Source organism: Gordonia aquimaris (assembly GCF_026262595.1).
Taxonomy (GTDB): Bacteria; Actinomycetota; Actinomycetes; order Mycobacteriales; family Mycobacteriaceae; genus Gordonia; species Gordonia tangerina.
In genome coordinates, this window is sequence record NZ_JAPKFM010000010.1 from 1 (window position 1) to 22575 (window position 22575).

A 22575-nucleotide genomic window follows, 5' to 3' on the forward strand; every position below is an offset into this window, starting at 1 on the left:
GAGTCTGCAGACCATGACCGCTGACCCTGCCACCGCACCCACTGCCGAGCTCGTCACCGAGAGCGACGGCATCCTGACCATCGCGATCTCCTCGGACGCACCGGGCAATCCGCTCAACGACGACGCCCTGTCCGCGGGCGCCGCCGCACTCCGCGAAATCGCGCGCGGAGAGCGCCGGGTCGGGGTGATCCTGCTCAAGGGTCCGGGCGCGAACTTCTGCGCCGGTGGCAACGTCCGCGACTTCGCCTCGGCCGCCCACCGCCCCACCTTCCTGCGTGAGATCGCCGACAATTTCCACGCCTTCGTCAGCGCCCTCCACGAAGCCGATCGGCCGGTCGTCGCCGCGGTCAAGGGCTGGGCCGCCGGCGCCGGGATGAGCATCGTCACCCACGCCGATGTCGCGATCGGCGGGACCTCCACCAAGATGCGACCGGCATACCGCGGTATCGGACTGTCCCCCGACGGCGGGATGACCTGGACGCTACCCCGCATCGTCGGCGCCGCACGCGCCCGTCAGATCATCCTCACCGACCCGGTCATCGACGCGGACAAGGCGCTGAGCTGGGGACTGTTGTCCGACATCGTCGCCGACGACGAGGTCGATTCCACCGCACTCGCCACCGCGGCGAAGATCGCCGCCGGCCCGTGGCAGTCGGACGGGGCCGCCCGCGCCCTGCTCACCCGATCGGCCACCTCGACTCTGGGCGATCAGCTCGCCGCCGAGGCGCAGTCGATCTCCGCATTGTCCGCGGCACCGGAGGGCATCGAGGGTGTCGACGCCTTCGTCGCCAAGCGCAAACCGGACTTCGCGGCCGCCCGCAACGCCTGAAACCTCAGGCGGCGGGCAACCGCCAGTCGATCGGGTCGGCTCCCAGATCCTCGAGCGCGTCGTTGGCTCTGCTGAACGGGCGGGAACCAAAGAACCCTCTGCTCGCCGACAGTGGTGACGGATGAGCCGACTCGATCACCGGGACATCGGGCAGCCACTGCTTGAGTCCGGCGGCGTCGCGTCCCCAGAGAATCGCCACCAGCGGATCGGCCGCCCGCGCGACCAGTGCCTTGATCGCGCATTCGGTGACCTGTTCCCAGCCCTTCCCACGATGCGAGGCAGGCTCCCCCGGCGACACGGTGAGGACCCTGTTCAGCAGCAGCACACCGGATTTCGCCCAGGGAGTCAGATCCCCGTTGGCCGGCTGGGGGTAACCGAGGTCCGCGCAGTACTCGCGGTAGATGTTGGACAGCGACCGCGGTATCGGCGAGACGTCTGGCGCCACCGAAAAACTCAGTCCCACCGCATGCCCGGGCGTCGGATAGGGGTCCTGCCCGACGATCAGCACCCGCACATCGGCGAACGGATTGGTGAACGCACGCAACACATTCCTGCCGGCGGGCAGATAACCGCGTCCGGCCGTGTTCTCGGCACGCAGGAACTGTCCCATCGCGGTGATGACCGGTTCCACGGGAGCCAGCGCATCGGCCCAGCCCGGGTCGATGAGATCCGACAGCGGCTTCGCCCCGTCTCCCGTGGATTCGGTTGTGGGTGAGGTCATCCGATCCTCCGCAGCGACTCCCGGAAGTACTTGGCGTTCTCGAAGTACATCTCGACGTTGAGGTCCACGTGACCCTCCGGCACCTCGAAGCCCTCTCGGACCTTGGCCGGCACACCGAGGGCCATCGTGCGGTCCGGCACGGTGAACTTGAACGGCACGACCGCACCTGCCCCGACGATCGCGCCGCTGCCGACCGTCGATCCATTGAGCACCACCGAACCCGACGCGATGAGGCAGTGATCGCCGATCGTCGCGCCCTCGATGTGCGCGTTGTGCCCGACGACGCATTCGGCGCCGATGACCGTCGCGTCGATCGGGGTGCAGTGGATGATCGTGCCGTCCTGAATGTTGGTCCGTCGGCCCACGGTGATGGTCCCGGAATCGCCCCGCAGAACCGCGGTCGGCCAGATCGACACCCCGTCGCCGAGGGTCACATCCCCGATGACGACCGCATCGGGGTGGACGTACACATCGTCACCGATGGTGGGTTCACGATCACCGAGCGCATAGATAGCCATGCACCGAATCTAAGGCATGCCGAGCGCAGACAATTGGCACGGGCTCAGGACCCGAACGATTGCCACCCCCGCAGATCCTGCACCGCCCGACCGTCCACCCGCACACCGGTGCCGTCGCGGACCTCGCCGATCGTGGTCCAGCCCGGCGGGACCGTACCGGCTGCGAACGCGCCCAACAGTTCGTGATCCTCTCCACCGGCCACGGTCCACTCGCGCAGATCCACACCCAGACGGCGCGCCGCGGAACGCATGTCGCTGCCCACCGGGATGCGATCGCTCGACACCGCGAGCGCCACACCGGAGGCCGCGGCCATGGTGATCAATTCCTCCACGAGCCCGTCGGAGATATCGGTCATCGCATGCGCACCAGCATGCGCCGCCGCCGGCCCCTGTCCCAGGTCGGGCGCCGGAAGTCGATGAGCGGCGACCAGATCGGCGAACTCGGTGAGCAGTTCATCGTTTCCACGGTCGTGCGCGTCGAGCAACAAGGCGAGCCCGGCCGCGCTCGCACCCACCGCCGTGCCGGTGACCGCGAGCACATCGCCAGGCCGCGCGCCGCCGACCACGATCGGCGTCGCACCGTCCAGAGCACCCACGGTGGTCACGGTCAGCACCACCTCATCGGCACCGACGAGGTCACCGCCCAGCACCCGACCACCGAGTCGGTGGGTGGCGTCGAGGATTCCGTCGTTAAGGTCGAGCACGGTGCCGACGGTGGTGTCGGCGGGGCACGCGATGGACACAACGGTGCCGGTCACGCGCCCGCCCATCGCTGCGATGTCGGCGGCACTCTGGATCACCGCGCGGGCCCCGACGGTGCGTGGATCCGACCAATCGAAGCGGAAATGCCGGCCCGCGACCGCGGTGTCGGTGCTGATGACGGTCGGCCCGGCGGTGTCGATCACCGCCGCATCGTCCCCGGAACCGATCACCACATCGGCTGTGCGGTGGGTGGCATCCAACGCTCTCGAGGACCGGGTCAACTCGACGATCAGGCGCCGCTCTCCGACATCGCCGACCGACCTCGACCGATCGACCGGTTCCCCGGCACCTTCGACGGACACCACAACTCCTCGATTCGCTTCCAGTCGCGCTTGGACGGGGTTGTCAGCGACAATACTGACACCGGGTCGACAGCCGGACCCCGGTGCAGACGAGAGGATGGGCGTGGTTCAGGCATACATTCTGATCCAGACCGAGGTCGGAAGGGCCGCGCTGGCAGCGGCAACGATCGCGGAGATCTCCGGTGTCGCCACATCCGAAGAGGTCAGCGGCCCCTACGATGTCATCGTCCGTGTGGACGCAGCAGATGCGGCGCACCTGACCGAGAACGTCGTGCCGCAGATCCAGAAGGTGGACGGAATCACCCGCACCCTCACGTGTCCGGTGGTGCAGTCCTCGCACTGATCTCGGGCGACTCCGCGCACTAGTGTGTTCGTCGTGACCGACGAGAACCAGGCCGGCGAGGCCTCCGGCGACGACGCGCAGGCACGCTACGGCAGCGGCCCGAGACTGAGCCCGGCACTGATCGCCACCCTGGTGGCGATTCCGGCGATGGTCATCGTCGGCTTCATCACCTTCGCGGCGTTGCGACCGGATCCGTCCACACCGATCGAGTCCTACGCATCCGATGAGGCGGCCCCTGCCGATTGCGACAAGCTCATCGCCGCACTGCCGCAGACCTTCGACGGCTTCGGCGACAAGCAGGTCACGGGCACGACGGTGACGTGGTCGTCGGACGGTGACACCGACCCCGTCACACTGCGGTGCGGTATCTCACGTCCCGACGAGCTGTCGCCGACGAGCAACCTGCAGGTGATCAACCCGGTTCAGTGGTTCATCACCGACACCGTCGAAGGTGCCGGCCAGGCATACGTGTGCGTGGACCACCGCCCCTATGTGGCGATGTGGATCCCCGAGAACGCCGGCAACGCACCGATCACCGACGTCAGCGCGGTGATCGACCAGACGTTGCCGCGGGCACCATTGGACTTCGGCTGATATCGGTCGGACGGATCGCGGGTCCGCGGCTGATCCCGGATCGACTCAGTCGTAGATCTCCGGCTTGGTCCGGCGGCCGAGCAACGAGCTCACTGCGTCGGCAACCGACAGTCCCGAATGACAGACCTGGTGCACTGCGTCGGTCAGCGGCATCTCCACATCGAATTTCACCGCCAGTGCCCGCACCGACGAACACGATTTGACGCCTTCGGCGACCTGCCCGTGTGTGGCATCCTGCGCCTCCTGCATCGTCGCGCCCTGACCCAGGTGCGCGCCGAAGGTCCGATTGCGCGACAGCGGTGACGAACAGGTGGCGACCAGATCGCCGACGCCGGCCAGGCCGGCGAGGGTCTCGATCTGAGCGCCGACCGCCACGGCCAAGCGGATGGTCTCGGCCAGACCGCGAGTGATGATGGTCGCCAGCGTGTTCTGCCCGAATCCGACGCCGCTGGCCATTCCGCACGCCAGGGCTATGACGTTTTTCACCGCACCGCCGATCTCGCAGCCGACCACATCGGTGTTGGTGTACGGGCGGAAATACCCGGTGTTGAAGGCCTGCTGCAGGTCCTGCGCTCGGTGTTCATCGCGACACGCGATGACCGTAGCCGCCGGCTGCCCCTCGGCGATCTCGCGGGCGAGATTGGGTCCGGACAACACCGCGACCCGTTCTACCGGCGCACCGGACACCTCGGCGATGACCTCGCTCATCCGCAGCAGGGTGCTGGTCTCCACCCCCTTCGCCAGCGAGACGAACGTCGCATCGTCAGCGACGTGTGGCATCCACTCGGTGAGATTGGCCCGCAAGGACTGTGACGGCACCGCACACACCACCACGTCGGCGCCGGTGACCGCGTCGACGACCGAACTCGTCGCGCGCAGACCATCCGGCAGGGTGATGCCGGGCAGATAATCGCCATTGGCGTGGTCGTGGGTGATGCGCTCGGCGAGCTCGGGCCGCCGAGCCCAGATCGTCGTCTCCGTCCCGGCGTCCACCAACACCTTCGCGATCGCGGTTCCCCAGGATCCCGCACCCATCACCACCGCACGCACGATCACTCCTTCGCCGACCACACTTCGCACCTCACACTAGTGGTATGTCCACGAGCGCCGGACCGGATCAGACGGGTGCGTGTCACACTCCGCTCGCGCGATCGGCATCATGGATGCCATGGAATCGACATCACACACCGACGCGGGCGCCCCACGCCCAGGTGATGTCGTGGCCGTCTTGGCGGTCAAACGCCTGGCCGAGGCCAAGTCCCGGTTGGCGGCCAGCCGCGGACCGGCGTCCGACGGATTGCACCGCGACCTCGTGCTGGCGATGCTGCTCGACACCATCGATGCGCTGCGAGGTCCACGCGTCGAGGGCATCGCGGTCATCAGTCCCGACGACGAGGTACTCGCCGCCGCCCGCGCGGCGGGAGCGATCAGTGTGGGCGAGGATCGCGGCGCCCGGCCCATCGACACCGATCGACTCAACCAGGCCTTCGCCGAAGCATCCGCAATCGCGCGCCGCCGCTGGCCGACGGCGCGGACGGTGATGCTTGTGCAAGCGGATCTGCCTGCGGCGACGGCCACCAGCATGCAAGCGGTGATCGCCGCGGCGGACGGATTGCGACAGGCGGTCCTGACCGATCGAAACGGACGCGGCACCACGGTGTTGCTCCGTGATCGCAGCATCACCGAACCGCCACGGTTCGGGCCCGATTCCGCGGCCGCCCACCGCGCCGCCGGAGCGGTCGAACTCGATCCCGGTCACGTCCGCTGGGCGGATCTGCGCACCGACGTCGACACCGCCGCCGATCTCGACGCCGCCCGATCGCTGGGAGTGGGCCGCCACACCGCGGCAATCCTGGGTGAGACGAGGCCGCTGGGCCCCACATCCTCCTCGAATCGCCGCACACCATCGGATTCGGCCACCAAACGTCTCAGCGCCACCCGCGATGCGTCATGATTGAACGGTGAGCCCTGCCGACGACACCGCCACCCAACCGATCACATCGATCCCCGGGGCGCCGCCCGCCGCGACTCTCGTCCCCGAAGAAGCCACGGACCTTCCCGACGACCGGTACCTCAATCGCGAACTGAGCTGGCTGGACTTCAACTCACGTGTCCTGGCGCTGGCCGAGGACACGTCGATGCCATTGCTGGAACGAGCGAAGTTCCTGGCGATCTTCGCCTCCAACCTCGACGAGTTCTTCATGGTGCGCGTAGCCGGGCTGAAGCGACGCGACGAGACCGGGCTGTCGGTGCGCTCGGCGGACGGTTTGTCGCCGCGAGAACAGTTGCGTCGCATCGCCGCGCGCACCCAAACGATCGCCGAACGGCATGCCCGGGTGTTCCTCGATTCGGTGAACCCGGCCCTGTCCGACAACGACATCCACGTCGTCACGTGGGCGCAACTCTCCGACGATCAGAAGACCCGGCTGATCGACTATTTCCACGAAGACGTGTTCCCGGTGCTGACCCCGCTGGCGGTGGACCCCGCGCACCCGTTCCCATATATCAGCGGGCTCTCGCTGAACCTGGCCGTGACGGTCAAGGACGCCAACACCGGTGGCGAACACTTCGCCCGAATCAAGGTTCCCGACAATGTCAGCAGGCTGATCCGGGTAGACACCCTGATGCGCCGCCACGACCCCTCGCAACAGGACGAATCGAAGACGATTCTGCTGCCGCTGGAGACACTGATCGCGGCCAACCTCGGGCATCTGTTCCCGGGCATGGAAATCGTTGAGCATCACGCGTTCCGGATCACCCGGAACGCCGATTTCGAGGTCGAAGAGGACCGCGACGAGGACCTGTTGCAAGCGCTCGAACGCGAACTCGCCCGCCGGCGTTTCGGCTCCCCGGTGCGACTCGAGGTCGCCGACGACATGAGCGAGCACATGCTCGAACTGCTGCTGCGTGAACTCGACGTCAACCCCGATGACGTCATCCAGGTTCCGGGATTGCTGGATCTGTCCTGCCTTTTCGAGGTCAACGGACTCGATCGGCCCCATCTCAAGGACCGCCCGTTCGTTCCCGCGACACATCCGGCGTTCGGCGAACGAGAGACCCCCAAGAGCATTTTCTCCACGCTGCGCGAGGGTGACGTACTCGTGCACCACCCCTACGACTCGTTCTCCACGAGCGTGCAGCGTTTCATCGAACAGGCAGCAGCCGACCCTCAGGTCCTCGCGATCAAGCAGACGCTCTACCGGACCTCGGGCGACTCCCCGATCATCAACGCACTCATCGATGCCGCGGAGGCAGGCAAACAGGTGGTCGCGCTGGTGGAGATCAAGGCGCGATTCGACGAGCAGGCGAACATCAAGTGGGCCAGGCAACTCGAGCAGGCCGGCGTACACGTGGTGTACGGCCTCGTGGGTCTGAAGACACACTGCAAGACCTGTCTGGTGGTGCGCCGCGAGGGCTCGTCGATCCGACGCTACTGCCACATCGGGACCGGCAACTACAACCCTAAGACCGCACGGCTCTACGAGGACGTGGGTCTGTTCACCGCCGCACCCGACATCGGCGCCGACCTCACCGACCTGTTCAACACCCTCACCGGGTACTCGCGAAAGAAGGAGTACCGCAACATCCTGGTGGCGCCGCACGGAATCCGTTCGGGCATCATCGAACGCATCAACGGTGAGATCGACCGCTTCCTCCAGGGCGATACCCGGGCCCGCGTGCAGCTCAAGGCGAATGCCCTCGTCGACGAGCAGGTGATCGACGCCCTGTATCGCGCATCGCAGAACGGTGTCCCTGTCGAGGTCGTGGTCCGCGGCATCTGCGCCTTGCGGCCGGGCATGCCCGGGGTCAGCGAGAACATCGTGGTCCGCTCGATTCTCGGCCAATTCCTCGAGCACTCCCGCGTACTCCACTTCGGTGCGCAGGACGAGTATTGGATCGGTAGCGCCGACATGATGCACCGCAACCTCGACCGTCGGGTGGAGGTGATGGTGCAGGTCCGCGATCACCGCCTGACCACCGAGCTCGGGGACGTCTTCGCCTCCGCCCTGGATCCGCGGACACGGTGTTGGGAACTGCGATCCGACGGCAGCTGGGTGGCATCACCGGCCGCCGGCGAAGAGGTCCGCGACCACCAGCGCCAGATGATCCGACGCAACCGCCGACGACCCGACCACCATTCGTGAACCTGCCGGCAACCTCGAGAACCTAGGATTCTCTTCGATGTCCAAGACAACGAAGACGGTGTGGGCCGCGGGTGCCGTGCTGTGGCGCCCGACCCGCGACGGCGTGGAGATCTGCCTCGTCCACCGACCGCGCTATGACGACTGGACCCTTCCCAAGGGCAAGATCGACGACGGGGAGACACTGGTCTCCACCGCGGTCCGCGAGATCCGCGAGGAGACCGGACAGTTGAGCCGGCTGGGTCGTCATCTGATGGATGTCGGCTACCAGATCCCCAGCGGGTACAAACGCGTGCGCTATTGGTCCGCCCGCGCGCTGGGCGGTGACTTCACCGCGAATCACGAGGTCGATGACCTGCGCTGGCTCGACCCGGCCGCCGCGGCCGGGCTGCTCAGCTACGGGCTGGACCGGAAGGTACTCAAGGAGTTCGAACGCCTCCCGGCCGACGTGCACACCCTGCTGCTGGTGCGTCACGCGCGCGCCGGCCGTCGTACGCGGTACAAGGGCGACGACCGATTGCGCCCGCTGGACAAATTCGGTCGAGCCCAGGCACGTGACCTGTCGACGTTGCTGGACGCCTTCGGCGCCGAACGTCTGCACTCGGCCGACCGCGTGCGCTGCGAGCAGACCTTGGCTCCTGCGGCCGAGAAGTTGGGTGTGGCGATCGTGCCGGAGACCGCGCTGTCCGAGGAGGCCTACCGCGCCAACTCCGACGCCGCTCATCGCCGCATACGGGAGATCGCGACCGACACATCGGCGATCCACGCGGTGTGCAGCCAGGGGAAGGTGATTCCGCCGCTGATGCAGTGGTGGGCCCATGAGGATGACCTGACCTTGCCCGTCAAGCGCAACAGAAAAGGCAGTGTGTGGGTGCTGTCGACGTCGAATGGCCGACTGCTCGCCGCCGACCACATCGACAGTCCGCTACCGCACACCGACCGCCAGGGCTGATCCACACGCACTGATCGGTCACACGCTTCGGCCCCCGACGAGGGAAGGACGTCGAGGGCCGAGGCGAGCAGATGAAAGTACCGGCGCCTCAGCGGCGGCCGGTGGTCTTCTTGGCTGCGGTCTTCTTGGCTGCGGTCTTCTTGGCCGGAGCCTTCTTGGCCGCGGTCTTCTTGGCCGGAGCCTTCTTGGCCGCGGTCTTCTTGGCCGGAGCCTTCTTGGACGCAGTCTTCTTCGCCGGCGCCGCCTTCTTGGCCGGTGCTGCCTTCTTGGCTGCGGTCTTCGTGGCCGGAGCCTTCTTCGCCGCGGTCTTCTTCGCCGCGGTCTTCTTGGCTGCGGTCTTCTTCGCCGGCGCCGCCGTTGCACTGCCCCGCTTCACCGCGGGACCGCTGGCGGACAGCTTCTGCTTGCCCGCCACGACCGCCTTGAACTGCGCTCCCGGACGGAACGCGGGAACCGAAGTGGCACGCACCTTCACGGTCTCGCCGGTGCGCGGGTTACGCGCCACACGAGGAGCGCGCTTGCGCTTCTCGAAGACACCGAACCCGGTGATCGTCACGCTCTCGCCCTTGTTCACGGCGCGCACGATCGTGTCCACCACGAGCTCGACAGCGGCCGTCGCAGTCTTGCGATCCGCATCGAGCTTCTTCGTCAGCTCATCAATGAGCTCTGCTTTGTTCATTGAAACCTCCGCAAGCTGTTCTGACCCATCGGTAGGCCAGCTAACTCCACACGGTAAACGTCGAATTCGAAAACGTCCATCTTCCACGCCAATTAACCAGGCATGTTGCGAAATCGAAAGCAGCGATCAGATTCCGGGAACAGGCCAGAACAACCCGTAGACGAGGTTCTCGGTCAGCTGTGCAGCGTCACCGGCTTGAACGACGGCCGCTGTTTTTCGAACTCAGAAATCACCTCTACCTGGCGTAACGTCAATCCGATGTCGTCGAGACCCTCCATCAGACGCCACCTGGTGTAGTCATCAATTGCCAACGGCACCACGAGGTCTCCGGCGGTCACGGTCCGATCGGCAAGACTGACCGTCAGTTCCAGTCCCGGCTGCTCCTCGAGGCGCTTCCAGATGAGTTCGACGTCGGATTGCTCGACCTCGGCGGCCACCAGTCCCGCTTTTCCGGCGTTGCCACGGAAGATGTCGGCGAAGCGCGACGAGATGACCACTCGAAAGCCGAAGTCCGACAGCGCCCAGACCGCGTGTTCCCGCGACGACCCGGTACCGAAGTCCGGACCGGCGACCAGTACCGACCCCTGGCTCCACGGTTCGTTGTTCAGAATGAAATCCGGGTCGGCGCGCCACCCGGCGAACAACCCGTCCTCAAAGCCGGTGCGGGTCACTCGCTTCAGATAGACCGCCGGAATGATCTGGTCGGTGTCGACATTGCTGCGGCGCAGCGGCACGCCGATCCCGGTGTGGGTGATGAATGGTTCCATGATGTGTTCCGATCCTGTGCGTGTGGTGACGAGGGGCGAGGGTCAGCCGAGATCCGCGGGGGCCGACAGCGTTCCCCGGATGGCGGTGGCGGCCGCGACCGCCGGCGAGACCAGGTGGGTGCGGCCACCCTTGCCCTGCCGCCCTTCGAAGTTCCGGTTCGACGTCGACGCGCACCGCTCACCTGGAGCGAGCTGGTCGGGGTTCATGCCCAGACACATCGAGCATCCCGCCTGACGCCACTCGGCGCCGGATGCGACGAAGATCTCACCGAGCCCTTCATCTTCGGCCTGCGCACGCACCCGCATCGAGCCCGGCACGATCAGCATGCGCATCCCGTCGGCGATGCTGCGCCCCTTCAGGATGTCGGCCACCGCCCGCAGGTCTTCGATCCGCCCGTTGGTACACGATCCGACGAACACGGTGTCCACCTTCACATCGCGAAGCGGCGTTCCGGGCTCCAGGTCCATGTATTCCAACGCTCGTCGGGCCGCGACGGCGTCATTCTCGTCGACGATCTCGGCGGGGTCGGGCACCCGAGCCCCGAGTGGCGCACCCTGGCCCGGGTTGGTTCCCCACGTGACGAACGGCGTCAGCGCAGAGGCATCGATGTGAACCTCGGCGTCGAACTCGGCATCGGGATCGGTTCGCAGACTGTCCCAGTAGGTCACCGCGGCGTCCCAGTCCGCTCCCGTCGGAGCATGGGGGCGCCCCTTGAGGAAGTCGTAGGTCACCTGATCCGGCGCGATCATCCCGGCCCGGGCGCCCGCCTCGATCGACATGTTGCAGATGGTCATCCGGGCTTCCATCGACAACTTCTCGATGGCCGCTCCGCGGTATTCGAGGATGTACCCCTGGCCGCCGCCGGTCCCGATCTTGGCGATCACCGCAAGAATGAGGTCCTTGCTGGTGACACCCGCCGGCAGCTCGCCGTCGACGGTGATCGCCATCGTCTTGAACGGGCGCAAGGACAATGTCTGCGTGGCCAACACGTGTTCGACCTCGGAGGTTCCGATGCCCATGGCGATCGATCCGAACGCACCATGTGTGGAGGTGTGACTGTCACCGCACACCACCGTCATCCCAGGCTGGGTCAACCCGAGCTGCGGGCCCACCACGTGCACGATGCCCTGCTCGGCATCGCCCATGGGATGCAGGCGAATCCCGAACTCCTCGCAATTGCGCCGCAGAGTCTCGACCTGAGTGCGTGACACCTCGTCGGCGATCGGCTTGAAGATGTCGACCGTCGGAACGTTGTGATCCTCGGTGGCGATGGTCAGATCCGGTCGGCGCACGGGACGCTCGGCGAGCCGGAGGCCGTCGAAAGCCTGCGGGCTGGTCACCTCGTGCACGAGATGGAGGTCGATGTAGATCAGGTCGGGATTACGATTCCCGGCACCATCGGTGTCGCCGCGTGCGACGACGTGGTCGTCCCACACTTTTTCGGCAAGAGTACGCGGCGCGTTGGGGCTGGAGCTCATGGCACTACTCGCATCTGTCGGGGGTGCATCTCATTATCTGGGACGCTAGTATCGTCCTATGGGAAAGGATAGCGCATCGCCGACGACGAGCGGAATCGGCGTGCTCGACAAATCTGTGGTGGTACTCCACGCGATCGCCGAGGCTCCGTGCAATCTGACCGAGTTGTGCGACCGCACCGGATTGCCGCGGGCGACGGCGCACCGACTCGCGGTCGGGTTGGAAACCCATCGCCTCCTGGCGCGCAACTCCTCGGGCCGCTGGTATCCCGGTCCCGCGCTGGCGGAACTGGCCGCCGCCTCCTCGCACGACCCGGTCCGCGAGGCGGCCCTGATGGTACTGCCGCGACTGCGGGAGATCACCGGCGAATCTGTTCAGGTCTACCGTCGCGAGGGCGCCGAACGAGTGTGCATCGCTGCCATGGAACCGCCGACCGGGCTACGCGACACCGTCCCGGTGGGTACCCGATTCCCGATGAGCGCCGGATCGGCCGCCAAGGTCCTGCTCGCCTGGACCGACTCGAGCACTCAACGCGCTCTGGTGCATGACAGCGTCTTCAGCGAGCGGGCACTGCACGAGATACGACGCCGCGGCTGGGCGCAGAGCGCCGGTGAACGTGCGGCCGGGGTGGCCAGTGTGTCCGCGCCGGTCCGCGACGCCACCGGAGACGTGGTCGCGGCCATCTCGGTTTCCGGGCCGATCGACCGCATGGGGCGACGCCCCGGAGCACGCTGGGCAGCCGATCTGCTCGCCGCCGCCGACGCGATCCACAAACGGCTGCAACCGACCCGCACCTGACCTGCCGGCACCCGCGGTCGGTTAGCGTCACTGCATGGGAGTCAATCAACGCAGCCAGATCGTCATGTCCGAAGCCGAGATCGAGACCTTCGTCGCCAACAGCCGCACCGCGACGCTGGCGACCACCGGTCCCGATGGCGGCATCCATCTCGTGGCCATGTGGTACGGCGTGGTCAACGGCGAGATCTGGTTCGAGACGAAGGCCAAATCGCAGAAGGCGGTCAACCTGCGCCGCAACGGTCGCTGCACCGTGATGATCGAAGACGGGGACACCTACGACACCCTGCGCGGGGTGTCCTTCGAGGGGAGCGCCGAGATCCTCGACGACCCGGACTCGTGCCTGCGCGTCGGCATCAGCGTCTGGGAGCGATACACCGGGCCGTACACCGACGAGATGCGGCCCTTCGTCGACCAGATGATGCACAAGCGGGTGGCCGTGCGCCTGATCCCGGCAAAGGTGCGATCGTGGGATCACCGCAAGCTCGGCCTCGACCCGATGCCCGTCGCGGGCAGCACCGCCCCGTCGGCCGACGACTGACGCCCCGCACGCCGAAAAAGGCGCCTCCTCCGAAATCGGAGGAGGCGCCTTCCTGTGTAGCCCCGACGGGATTCGAACCCGCGCTACCGCCTTGAGAGGGCGGCGTCCTAGGCCGCTAGACGACGGGGCCATGGACACGCTATTCAGTTGGAACCATCAGGATATTGCCTCGGTCAGAGATCGTATCCCAACAGCTCGCTGGGGTACCAGGACTCGAACCTAGAATGGCTGAACCAGAATCAGCTGTGTTGCCAATTACACCATACCCCAAGGTTTTCCCTTCTCCGATTCGGCGTCCCGGCCGGAAAAGAACCGAGGAGAAGACTACCAAAGGTATCCCCCTAGACCACAAATCGGCAGGTCAAACCCCTATTTTGCGACCATCTCGCGTGCTGCGGCCAGCCGCCCGAGGCTCTTGTCACGGCCGAGCAGCTCCATCGATTCGTAGAGCGGAGGGCTCACCTGCGATCCGGTGACCGCGACCCGTACCGGTCCGAACGCCTTGCGGGGTTTGAGGCCCAACTCATCGACGAGGGCCGTTTTGAGCGCTTCCTCGATCGCCGACGCCGTCCAGCCGTCCAACGCGCCGAGCGCCGCCGACGCGGCATCGAGCACCGGTCCCGCATCGCCTCCGAGATTCTTGGCCGCCGATTTCTCGTCGATCACGAAATCGGCGTCGGAGAGATAGAGGAACGACATCAGCGGCCATGCGTCGCCGAGCACCTGGATGCGGGTCTGCACGAGTTCGGCCAGGACAGCGAAGGCGCTGTCGTCGACCGGCTCGGCGAGCTTGCCGGTGTCGACGAGATAGCGCCGCAGGCGAGCGGTGAAGTCGGCCGGGTCCAGCCGCCGGATGTGTTCGGCGTTGATCGCGTCGGCCTTCTTCTGGTCGAACCGGGCCGGATTCGAGTTCACCTGGCGCACATCGAAAGCCGCGACCATCTCGTCGAGGGTGAAAATGTCGTTGTCACCGGAGAAGCCCCACCCGAGCAATGCCAGATAGTTCAGCAGACCCTCCGGGATGAATCCACGATCCCGATGGTGGAACAGATTCGACCCCGGGTCGCGTTTGGAGAGCTTTTTGTTGCCCTCCCCCATCACGAACGGGAGGTGCCCGAATTCCGGCACCCGGTCGGCGATCCCCACCCTGATGAGCGCGTCGTACAGGGCGATCTGCCGTGGGGTCGAGGAGAAGAGATCCTCCCCACGCAGCACATGGGTGATCTTCATCATCGCGTCGTCGACGGGATTCACCAACGTGTACAGCGGGTCACCACTCGCACGGGTCAGCGCGAAGTCCGGGACCGTGCCCGCCTTGATCGTGGTGGTACCCCGAACGAGATCGTCCCAGGTAATGTCATGGTCCGGCATACGCAGTCGCACAACAGCTTTGCGTCCTTCTGCACGAAAATCCGCACGCTGCTGATCAGTCAGCTCACGATCGAAATTGTCGTAGCCGAGCTTGGGGTCCCGTCCCGCGGCGCGGTGCCGGGCCTCGACCTCCTCCGGAGTGGAGAATGCCTCATAGGCCTCCCCAGCCTCGAGCAGCCGAGCCACCACGTCGAGATGGAGGCCACGTCGCTCCGACTGCCGATAGGGCGCATAGGGGCCTCCCACCTCGGGCCCCTCGTCCCAGTCGAGGCCCAGCCAGCGCAACGCATCGAGGATCGCGTCGTAGGACTCCTGGGTGTCGCGCGCCGCGTCGGTGTCCTCGATCCGGAAGACGAAGGTGCCCTTGTCGTGGCGCGCCTGCGCGAAGTTGAACAGCGCCGTCCGGGCGAGCCCCACGTGGGGGGTACCGGTCGGAGACGGACAGAAGCGAACGCGCACATCGGAACCACTCATGGTGGTCAGCGTATCGAACGGCTCAGCGATGGGTTCCGAGGAACTCGATCAGCAGCCGGTTCACCTCGGCGGGCTGTTCGAGGTATCCGAAATGGCCGGCCTTCGCGATCTCCTCATAGCGCGCCCCGGGGATCGCGTCGGCGACCTCGCGGGCCAGTTTCGGCGGGAGCGTGCGATCGTCGGCGAAACCGATCACCAAGGCGGGACGCGCGATGGCCCGGTACGCGGCAAGCCGATCCGACTCGCGATCGTGCAACCCCAACTGCGCCCGGACACCGGCGGTGACCGTCTGCGGCGAGAATCCGATCACATCGAGCCAGTCCTTGGCCGTCCGGTCGTCGTCGAGTGTGTGCGGGGACAGGTTGAGATGCGCGGTGATCGCCGCCGCATACTCCGGCGGCAACGTGATCTTGTTGTCGTAGAGCGCCCGCTCCCCCGCCGAGATCGCCTGCTGGAGCGGAGTGTTGCGACCGTAGGTGGCGATCATCACCGCGGCCTTCACAATGTCGGGTCGCGCCAGGGCCAACTCCTGGGTGATGCGCGCACCGAGCGAGGTTCCGACCACCAGCGCCGGACCGGCCGCGAGATGCTCGATCAACGCGGCGGTGTCGGCGACCATGTCGTCGGCGGTGAAGCCCTCGACGCACTCCGAGGACGGCGAGATGCCACGGTTGTCGAAGGTGACCACCCGATACCCGGCCTTGACCAGCGCAGGCTGCTGGTGGGCCTGCCAGACCCGGCCCGGGCTGCCGGTTCCCATCACCATCACCACCAGCGGCCCACTACCGACATCCTCGTAGGCGAGCTCGATCCCGTTGACACGCGCGATGTTCGGCCCCTTCACGGTTTGTCCACCACCGGGTTGGACAGCGTGCCGATCCCCTCCACGGTGACCGCGACGCGCTGGCCCGCAACCATCGGGCCGACGCCCTCGGGGGTGCCGGTCAGGATCACATCACCTGGTAGCAGGGTCATGATCCGCGAGATCCACTCGATGATCTCACCGACGCCGTGGAGCATCAGCGAGGTCCGCGAGCGTTGTTTGACCTCCCCGTCGAGTTCGGTGGTCACCTCGACATCGGTCGGGTCGAACTGGGTCTCGATCCAGGGACCGAGCGGACAGAAGCTGTCATAACCCTTGCCACGGGTCCACTGGCCGTCGGCCTGCTGCTGATCACGGGCGGTGACGTCGTTGGCGACGGTATAGCCCAGGATCACCTCCGCGGCCTTGGCCGCTGCGACGTCCTTGCAGGGCTGCCCGATGACGACCGCCAGTTCCCCCTCGTAGTCGACCCGCTCGGAGTTCGGCGGACGCACGATCGGAACCTCCGGACCGATGATCGAGGTGTTCGGCTTGATGAAGATCACCGGATCGGCCGGTTGCTCACCCCCCATCTCGGTGACATGTGCGGCGTAGTTCTTACCGATGCAGATCACCTTGGAGGCCAGGATCGGCGCGAGCAGACGGACGTCGGCCAGCGCCCACGATCGTCCGGTGAACGACGGTGTGCCGAACGGATGCTCCGCGATCTCACGCGCCCGAGGGCCGTCCTCGGCGTCCTCGATGGCGACAAAGGCGACCCCGTCCGGGCTGGCTACTCGACCTAAACGCATGGCACGACACTATCGCACCGCCTTTTCTCAGCACTCGGGACGCGGGTTGGACCAGCCCACGCCTCGTTCTACAATGTGGACGTTGTGTTTCACATATTGAGATGGAGTGAAATGGACCGCGTCGCCGAAACCCCTGTGCGGACGCAGCCGACGATGACCGCGGCGCGCCGATGGACGATGCTGTGCTGCGCATTGGTCGCCGCGATGACCACCACCTGCGCGGTCAGCGGCGTTGCGTATCTCATCCCGGCCCTGCACACCGAGCACGGCATGTCGCTCGCTGCGGGTTCGGTGCTGGCCACGGTGCCCACGGTGGGCCTGATGCTGCTGATCATCCCGTGGGGCGCACTGTTGGACCGATACGGTGAGCGCCGCGTCCTGACCATCTCACTGTGCATCACCCTGGCCGGCACCATCGCCGCCGTGGTCATCTCCGCCGTCGACGCCCCGTTGTGGGCCTTGGGCGCAGCACTGTTCGTCGGCGGATTGGGCTCCGGGGCAGCCAACGGCGCCAGCGGTCGAATCGTGGTGGGCTGGTTCCCGGCTCGACAACGCGGCACCGCGATGGGGGTACGTCAGATGGCACAGCCGCTCGGCATCGCGGTGTGCGCGCTCACCATGCCGCTGACCGCGCAGGCACTCGGCGTCACCGCGGCCCTGGCGGTTCCGATGGTGGTGACCGGACTCGGACTCATCGCGTGCGTCGTCGGGATCGTGGATCCACCATCGCCGCCGCGACGCCCCGCCGACGTGACGGAGTCGAGCACTGGTCGAAATCCCTATCGAACCAGCGGATTCCTGGCCCGAGTCCACGGGGTGAGCGTGCTGCTGGTGATTCCGCAGGCCATGATGTGGACCTTCGTGCCCACCTGGTTGATCGTCGCGCATCAATGGCCGCCGGCCGCGGCGGGCGTCCTGGTGACCGTGACACAGGTGATCGGCGCCATCGGCCGCATCGTGGCCGGACGGGTGTCGGACGCGTGGGGCTCGCGCATGCGTCCGATCCGGTTGATCGCCCTGATCGCCGCCCTGGCAACGATGGCGCTGGCACTGACCGACTGGTTGGGGAGTCCCGTCGCACCACTGGTGATGGTGATCGCCTCGATCGCCTCGGTCGCCGACAACGGCTTGGCTTTCACCGCCATCGCCGAATACGCCGGCCCGTCATGGAGCGGGCGCGGTCTGGCGATTCAGAACACCGCCCAGTACCTGGCCACCTCGGCGAGTACCCCCATACTCGGCGCATTGATCGCCGCGTCCGGCTTCCCGATCGCCTTCGCGCTGACCGCCGTGACACCACTCATCGCCATTCCCCTCGTCCCGCGGGATCGACAAATCGATTGATCAGCCCTGCGGCGGTGCGAGCGTCGTCCACCACGACTACGTGGCGTGCTCCACCGCGCCGGAGGATCAGCAGCGCGTCTCCGGACCGGAGCACGAAACCCTTGGCCCCCTTCAGATCCCCATGCATCGCCGCGCGATAGCCGTAGCCGCCGAAATCACGCAGTGCCCGAACCTGCACGTACTCGGCGTGATCGATCTCCGCCATCGGAATCACGGTGCGCGGCCAGCCGAGTCGGCCGCGGACCGCCACCGCGCGACGGTCGACCGTCACCCGGACACTCCACATCGCGACAGACACGACGAGTACCCCGACCGCGATGAGGATGACGGGCCATGAGCGCACCAGCAGTGCCACCGAGATCAGGATCATCAAGGCGATGGCGATGATCGCCGTCGCCACGCCGGACGTGGTCGCGACCCGTGTCCACAGTGCCCGCTCGCCGGGGGCGAGCGCGACGTCGGGCCGTTCGCCGACATCTGGCGGTTGCTCCGTCGACGTCCACTTCGGCACGAGCGCAGCCGTTCCCGCGCCCGCCGCGAGTCCCAGGAGCCAGCCGGCCGGCAGCTGCCACGTCGGGGTGGCGGCGTCACCGGCATCCGCGAGACCGCGCTGCGACCCGGTCGCCAAGACGATGATGGCGATCGTCGACACTGCAACGCCCACAACGATTCCGAGCGTGAGACGAAAGGCGGTGCGATCGCGCAGCAGCACCGACAGTGCACCGAGGACGGCACCGAGGATCCCCACGAAGGCCGGCAAGGCAACCACCACCGGAACGCTGGTGAAACCGTCGGCGCCACCGCCACCCCAGTGCGTGGCCACCGGATCGGGTAGGCCGTCGGCCCATGCTGCCACGAGCAGGGACCCCACGACTCCGGCGATCATCGACGGAAGCACACCGAGCGCCCCGATCAACCACCTGTTCATGCTGTCCCCCTGTTCGTCCGGTCCACTCACAGCGTCCACCTCCCGTGGATCTCGGCGGCCGTCGCGTCGGCCGACATGCCCAGTCGCCGCGCCACCCGGATCAGACCCTCCACCGCATCGGCGAGTTCGGCACGCCCGGCGGCCGCGTGTGTCACCACCGCCCCCCGCCCTCGACGAAGTTCGACGACCCCGTCGTCGCGGAGCAACTGATAGGCGCGCAATACGGTGTGCAGATTGATGTCGAGCGACGCGGCCAGATCGCGTGCGGCCGGGAGCCGCTCACCACCTCCGATCTCCTCGCGTGCGATCGAGCCGCGAAGTGACGAGGCGATCTGTTCGTACAGCGGCACGCGCGAAGACGGGTCGATGCGGATCAACACGTGCTGATCATATAGTTCTATCGAAAATAGAACAATGAACCGGCGTCGTGCGAGACACGATGGCCACGACGACGAAGCCCCGCCCGGATGTCTCCCGGGCGGGGCTCTGTCGCGACGGTCGCGCGATGGAGATCAGACGCGTTCGCGGATACGGCGCCCGATCTCGGTGGTGCTCAACGCCTCCGACCCGCGAGCGGCCACATCGTCGGCGACGGCCTTCTCGACTCGCTCGGCCGCGTCGGTCTCACCGAGATGAGCCAGCAGCAGGGCTGCCGACAGGATCGCAGCGGTCGGATCGGCCTTGCCCTGCCCCGCGATGTCGGGCGCGCTGCCGTGCACCGGCTCGAACATCGACGGATTGGTCCCGGTGGCGTCGATGTTGCCCGACGCGGCCAATCCGATGCCGCCGGTGACCGCGGCGGCGATGTCGGTGATGATGTCGCCGAACAGATTGTCGGTGACGATGACGTCGAATCGCCCGGGATCGGTGACCAGGTAGATGGTCGCCGCGTCCACGTGGCAGTAATCGGTGGTCACGTCGGGATATTCGGCGCCGACCTCGGCAACCGTGCGACTCCACATCGCACCCGCAAAGGTCAACACGTTGGTCTTGTGCACCAACGTCAGCTTCTTGCGGCGCGCCCGGGCACGTTCGAAGGCGTTACGCACCACGCGTTCGATACCGAACCGGGTGTTCACACTGACCTCGGTGGCGACCTCGTTCGGTGTGCCGACGCGGATCGCGCCACCGTTACCGGTATAGGGACCCTCGGTTCCTTCCCGCACCACCACGAAGTCGATGTCCGGATCGCCGGCGAGCGGCGAGTTGACACCGCGAAGCTTGCGGGCCGGTCGCAGATTGACGTGATGGTCGAGGGCGAAACGCATGTTCAGCAGCAGGCCGCGCTCGAGCACACCCGACGGCACCGACGGGTCCCCGATGGCGCCGAGCAGAATCGCGTCGTGTTCGCGCAACGACGCCAGGTCGTCGGCGGTGAGCAACTCTCCGTTGCGGTGGTACCGGCGTGCGCCCAGGTCGTAGTCGGTGGTCGTCACCGCGGGCACCACGGCTTCGAGAACGCCGATGGCCTCGCCGACGACCTCGGGACCGATGCCGTCCCCGGCGATCACTGCGAGCTTCACGACAGATCCACCTGTTCGATCAGGGTGGCGCCGACGGCCTCACCGATCGAGGCGACGAGATCGTCGGACAGCTTGGCGCTGACCCGCAGCACCACGGTGGCTCCCGGGCCGTCGGCATCCTGCGACAGACCCGCCGCCTGGATGTCGATGTCGGCGTTGCCCAGCAGGGTGCCGATCCGCCCGAGCGAGCCGGGCTTGTCGGCGTAGCTGACGATCAGATTGTGGCCCTCGGCCCGCAGGTCGAAGTTGCGGCCGTTGATGTTGACGATCTTCTCCACCAGGCGCGGTTCGGTGAGCGTGCCCGATACGTTGTGCACCGACCCGTCGGCGAAGACGGCCTTCACGTCCACCACGCTGCGATGGTTCGGGCTCTCCGGCGCGGTGGTGACCTCACTGGTCACGCCACGATCGGCGGCCACAGCCGGGGCATTGACGAAGGTGACGGGTTCGTCGAGGACCGCAGAGAACAGCCCGCGCAGTGCCGAGAGGCCGAGAACCTCCACGTTGTTGGCGGCGAGCTCGCCGCGGACGTCGACGACGAGCGAGGTCGGTGGCTCGTCGCTGATGACTCCCACCAGCAAGCCCAACTTGCGCGCCACCTCGAGCCATGGCGCCACCTCTTCATCCACCGCACCGCCGGTGATGTTCACCGCGTCGGGCACGAAGTGTCCGGCCAGCGCGAGCCGGACACTCTTGGCGACGTCGGTGCCGGCACGGTCCTGGGCCTCGCTGGTGGAGGCGCCGAGGTGCGGGGTCACCACGACCTGCGGCAGCTCGAACAGCGGCGAATCGGTGCACGGCTCGGTGGCGTAGACGTCGAGTCCCGCGCCCCGGACGTGCCCGGAGTTGATCGCATCGGCAAGCGCCTGCTCGTCGATGAGGCCACCGCGCGCGGCGTTGACGATGACGACACCCTTCTTGGTACGCGCCAGCTGGTCTTTGCCGATGAGTCCCAGCGTCTCCGGAGTCTTCGGCAGGTGCACGGTGATGAAGTCGGCGCGCTCGAGCAGTTCGTCGAGGCTGACCAGTTCGATGCCGAGCTGAGCGGCGCGGGCCGGCGACACGTACGGGTCGTAGGCGATGATCGAGGTCTCGAACGCGGCCATCCGAGCGGCGACCAGCTGGCCGATGCGGCCGAGGCCGACCACGCCGACCGTCTTGTCGAAGATCTCCACACCGTTGAACGCCGAGCGCTTCCACGTGTGCTCCCGCAGCGTGGCGTCGGCGGCGGGGATCTGTCGGGCCGCGGACATCAGGAGCGCGACGGCATGTTCGGCCGCCGTGTGGATGTTGGAGGTGGGGGCGTTCACGACCATCACGCCGCGCTTGGTCGCGGCCGGGACGTCGACGTTGTCGAGGCCGACACCTGCGCGCGCGATGATCTTGACTCCGGGTGCGGCGTCGAGCACTTCGGCGTCGACGGTGGTGGCCGACCGTACGAGAATGGCGTCGGCGTCGGCCACGGCTTCGAGCAGTTTCGGCCGGTCGGGGCCGTCCACCCAGCGGACCTCGACGTCGTCGCCGAGCGCTTCGACGGTCGAGGGAGCCAGTTTGTCGGCGATCAGAACGACCGGACGGCCAGCTGAGGTCACGATAGTCTCCATGGTCGGGGGCCAAAGTCAGTGAGAAGGCGGAGATCGCCGCAGGCGGCGCAGAGGCGACCACGGGGACTTCCGCGGACAGCTTAGTCGTCGCCGCATGTCGGATTTGCAGGCGGTATCCGCTGCTCGGGTCCGCCCCCGGAATTTCACGGTAGATTGTGATCGGCATTACGGATAGGTTGCAAACCGACCCCGGGACGATTCCGCACCACGCATCACGCGGCTACCGCCCGGTACCGTGTGCTTGGCCCCGGGCTCGGCTCCGGGGCCGTTGATTCTGTGCGCATCGATGAGCGGA

General features: G+C 66.8%; 23 protein-coding genes and 2 tRNA genes. 9 read left to right on the top strand and 16 right to left on the bottom strand.

All coding sequences use genetic code 11. The annotated features are described in order from the left end of the window. Window positions 1–13 precede the first annotated feature (13 nt). Window positions 14–829, top strand: coding sequence for an enoyl-CoA hydratase/isomerase family protein (locus OSB52_RS11120; RefSeq protein WP_235722625.1), 816 nt, complete (start codon window positions 14–16; stop codon window positions 827–829). Window positions 830–833: 4 nt separating this feature from the next. On the opposite strand, the gene OSB52_RS11125 is transcribed toward OSB52_RS11120, so the two are convergent. Genes OSB52_RS11125 through thiL form a run of 3 tightly spaced genes read right to left on the bottom strand, consistent with a single transcriptional unit; the run spans window position 834 to window position 3132 of the window. Continuing rightward, window positions 834–1550, bottom strand: coding sequence for a uracil-DNA glycosylase (locus OSB52_RS11125; RefSeq protein ID WP_235722624.1), 717 nt, complete (start codon window positions 1548–1550; stop codon window positions 834–836). Next, the gene (locus OSB52_RS11130) at window positions 1547–2068 is read right to left on the bottom strand and encodes a gamma carbonic anhydrase family protein (protein ID WP_235722622.1); all 522 of its coding nucleotides are present in this window, start codon (window positions 2066–2068) and stop codon (window positions 1547–1549) included. The genes OSB52_RS11125 and OSB52_RS11130 overlap by 4 nt, the downstream gene beginning before the upstream one ends. Before the next feature lie 44 nt (window positions 2069–2112). Beyond that, the gene (gene thiL, locus OSB52_RS11135; RefSeq protein WP_266061682.1) at window positions 2113–3132 is read right to left on the bottom strand and encodes a thiamine-phosphate kinase; all 1020 of its coding nucleotides are present in this window, start codon (window positions 3130–3132) and stop codon (window positions 2113–2115) included. Between the two features lie 97 nt (window positions 3133–3229). Here thiL and OSB52_RS11140 point away from each other — a divergent pair, with 97 nt between their 5' ends. Further along, window positions 3230–3475: an Lrp/AsnC ligand binding domain-containing protein gene (locus OSB52_RS11140; protein ID WP_235722618.1), complete on the top strand. Its 246-nt coding sequence runs from the start codon at window positions 3230–3232 to the stop codon at window positions 3473–3475. Window positions 3476–3508: 33 nt separating this feature from the next. Beyond that, window positions 3509–4069, top strand: coding sequence for a DUF3515 domain-containing protein (locus tag OSB52_RS11145; protein WP_266061683.1), 561 nt, complete (start codon window positions 3509–3511; stop codon window positions 4067–4069). Between the two features lie 45 nt (window positions 4070–4114). On the opposite strand, the gene OSB52_RS11150 is transcribed toward OSB52_RS11145, so the two are convergent. Further along, on the bottom strand, window positions 4115–5119 hold the full coding sequence (locus OSB52_RS11150; RefSeq protein ID WP_266061817.1) for an NAD(P)H-dependent glycerol-3-phosphate dehydrogenase: 1005 nt from the start codon (window positions 5117–5119) through the stop codon (window positions 4115–4117). Between the two features lie 118 nt (window positions 5120–5237). On the opposite strand from OSB52_RS11150, the gene cofC reads away from it, so the two are divergent. Genes cofC through OSB52_RS11165 form a run of 3 tightly spaced genes read left to right on the top strand, consistent with a single transcriptional unit; the run spans window position 5238 to window position 9163 of the window. Further along, window positions 5238–6023 carry a 2-phospho-L-lactate guanylyltransferase gene (gene cofC, locus OSB52_RS11155; RefSeq protein WP_235722615.1) on the top strand — a complete coding sequence of 262 codons (786 nt, stop codon included), beginning with the start codon at window positions 5238–5240 and terminating at the stop codon, window positions 6021–6023. Between the two features lie 7 nt (window positions 6024–6030). Continuing rightward, window positions 6031–8214: an RNA degradosome polyphosphate kinase gene (locus OSB52_RS11160; protein WP_235722613.1), complete on the top strand. Its 2184-nt coding sequence runs from the start codon at window positions 6031–6033 to the stop codon at window positions 8212–8214. 37 nt (window positions 8215–8251) lie between these two features. Next, window positions 8252–9163, top strand: coding sequence for an NUDIX hydrolase (locus OSB52_RS11165; protein ID WP_266061684.1), 912 nt, complete (start codon window positions 8252–8254; stop codon window positions 9161–9163). Window positions 9164–9251: 88 nt separating this feature from the next. On the opposite strand, the gene OSB52_RS11170 is transcribed toward OSB52_RS11165, so the two are convergent. From OSB52_RS11170 to leuC, 3 genes are all read right to left on the bottom strand, one after another. Then, window positions 9252–9842 carry an HU family DNA-binding protein gene (locus OSB52_RS11170; protein ID WP_266061686.1) on the bottom strand — a complete coding sequence of 197 codons (591 nt, stop codon included), beginning with the start codon at window positions 9840–9842 and terminating at the stop codon, window positions 9252–9254. Window positions 9843–10015: 173 nt separating this feature from the next. Next, a complete protein-coding gene (leuD, locus tag OSB52_RS11175) occupies window positions 10016–10609 on the bottom strand; it encodes a 3-isopropylmalate dehydratase small subunit (RefSeq protein ID WP_235722609.1) in 594 nt (197 codons plus the stop codon). A gap of 42 nt (window positions 10610–10651) precedes the next feature. Next, complete coding sequence (leuC, locus tag OSB52_RS11180; RefSeq protein ID WP_266061687.1) at window positions 10652–12088, bottom strand: 3-isopropylmalate dehydratase large subunit; 1437 nt, start codon at window positions 12086–12088, stop codon at window positions 10652–10654. Window positions 12089–12146: 58 nt separating this feature from the next. Here leuC and OSB52_RS11185 point away from each other — a divergent pair, with 58 nt between their 5' ends. Both OSB52_RS11185 and OSB52_RS11190 read left to right on the top strand, forming a co-directional pair. Then, window positions 12147–12884 carry an IclR family transcriptional regulator gene (locus OSB52_RS11185; protein ID WP_235722605.1) on the top strand — a complete coding sequence of 246 codons (738 nt, stop codon included), beginning with the start codon at window positions 12147–12149 and terminating at the stop codon, window positions 12882–12884. Window positions 12885–12918: 34 nt separating this feature from the next. Next, window positions 12919–13422 (top strand): PPOX class F420-dependent oxidoreductase, encoded by a 504-nt coding sequence (locus OSB52_RS11190; protein WP_266061688.1) that lies wholly within the window; start codon window positions 12919–12921, stop codon window positions 13420–13422. Window positions 13423–13479: 57 nt separating this feature from the next. Here the strand turns inward: OSB52_RS11190 and OSB52_RS11195 are convergent. The 5 genes from OSB52_RS11195 to OSB52_RS11215 form a co-directional block, all read right to left on the bottom strand. Continuing rightward, window positions 13480–13552: transfer RNA gene (locus OSB52_RS11195), tRNA-Glu, on the bottom strand. 68 nt (window positions 13553–13620) lie between these two features. Then, window positions 13621–13692: transfer RNA gene (locus tag OSB52_RS11200), tRNA-Gln, on the bottom strand. Between the two features lie 99 nt (window positions 13693–13791). Further along, window positions 13792–15267, bottom strand: a complete 1476-nt coding sequence (gene gltX / locus OSB52_RS11205; protein WP_266061689.1) for a glutamate--tRNA ligase — start codon at window positions 15265–15267, stop codon at window positions 13792–13794. A 22-nt stretch (window positions 15268–15289) separates the two neighbouring features. Next, window positions 15290–16111 carry an alpha/beta fold hydrolase gene (locus tag OSB52_RS11210; protein ID WP_266061690.1) on the bottom strand — a complete coding sequence of 274 codons (822 nt, stop codon included), beginning with the start codon at window positions 16109–16111 and terminating at the stop codon, window positions 15290–15292. Next, window positions 16108–16881 (bottom strand): fumarylacetoacetate hydrolase family protein, encoded by a 774-nt coding sequence (locus OSB52_RS11215; RefSeq protein ID WP_266061692.1) that lies wholly within the window; start codon window positions 16879–16881, stop codon window positions 16108–16110. Before OSB52_RS11215 ends, OSB52_RS11210 begins: the two co-directional genes overlap by 4 nt. A 111-nt stretch (window positions 16882–16992) precedes the next feature. Between OSB52_RS11215 and OSB52_RS11220 the strand changes: the two genes are divergently transcribed. After that, on the top strand, window positions 16993–18225 hold the full coding sequence (locus OSB52_RS11220; RefSeq protein WP_266061693.1) for an MFS transporter: 1233 nt from the start codon (window positions 16993–16995) through the stop codon (window positions 18223–18225). Here OSB52_RS11220 and OSB52_RS11225 read toward each other — a convergent pair. The 4 genes from OSB52_RS11225 to serA all read right to left on the bottom strand — a co-directional run bounded on the left by OSB52_RS11225 (window position 18182) and on the right by serA (window position 22268). Then, complete coding sequence (locus OSB52_RS11225) at window positions 18182–19183, bottom strand: DUF1648 domain-containing protein (RefSeq protein WP_266061695.1); 1002 nt, start codon at window positions 19181–19183, stop codon at window positions 18182–18184. The genes OSB52_RS11220 and OSB52_RS11225 overlap by 44 nt on opposite strands. After that, the gene (locus tag OSB52_RS11230; RefSeq protein ID WP_235722594.1) at window positions 19180–19533 is read right to left on the bottom strand and encodes a GntR family transcriptional regulator; all 354 of its coding nucleotides are present in this window, start codon (window positions 19531–19533) and stop codon (window positions 19180–19182) included. Before OSB52_RS11230 ends, OSB52_RS11225 begins: the two co-directional genes overlap by 4 nt. Window positions 19534–19665: 132 nt before the next feature. Continuing rightward, window positions 19666–20676, bottom strand: a complete 1011-nt coding sequence (locus OSB52_RS11235; RefSeq protein WP_235722589.1) for a 3-isopropylmalate dehydrogenase — start codon at window positions 20674–20676, stop codon at window positions 19666–19668. Then, the gene (gene serA, locus OSB52_RS11240; protein ID WP_235722587.1) at window positions 20673–22268 is read right to left on the bottom strand and encodes a phosphoglycerate dehydrogenase; all 1596 of its coding nucleotides are present in this window, start codon (window positions 22266–22268) and stop codon (window positions 20673–20675) included. Before serA ends, OSB52_RS11235 begins: the two co-directional genes overlap by 4 nt. Window positions 22269–22575: the final 307 nt, after the last annotated feature.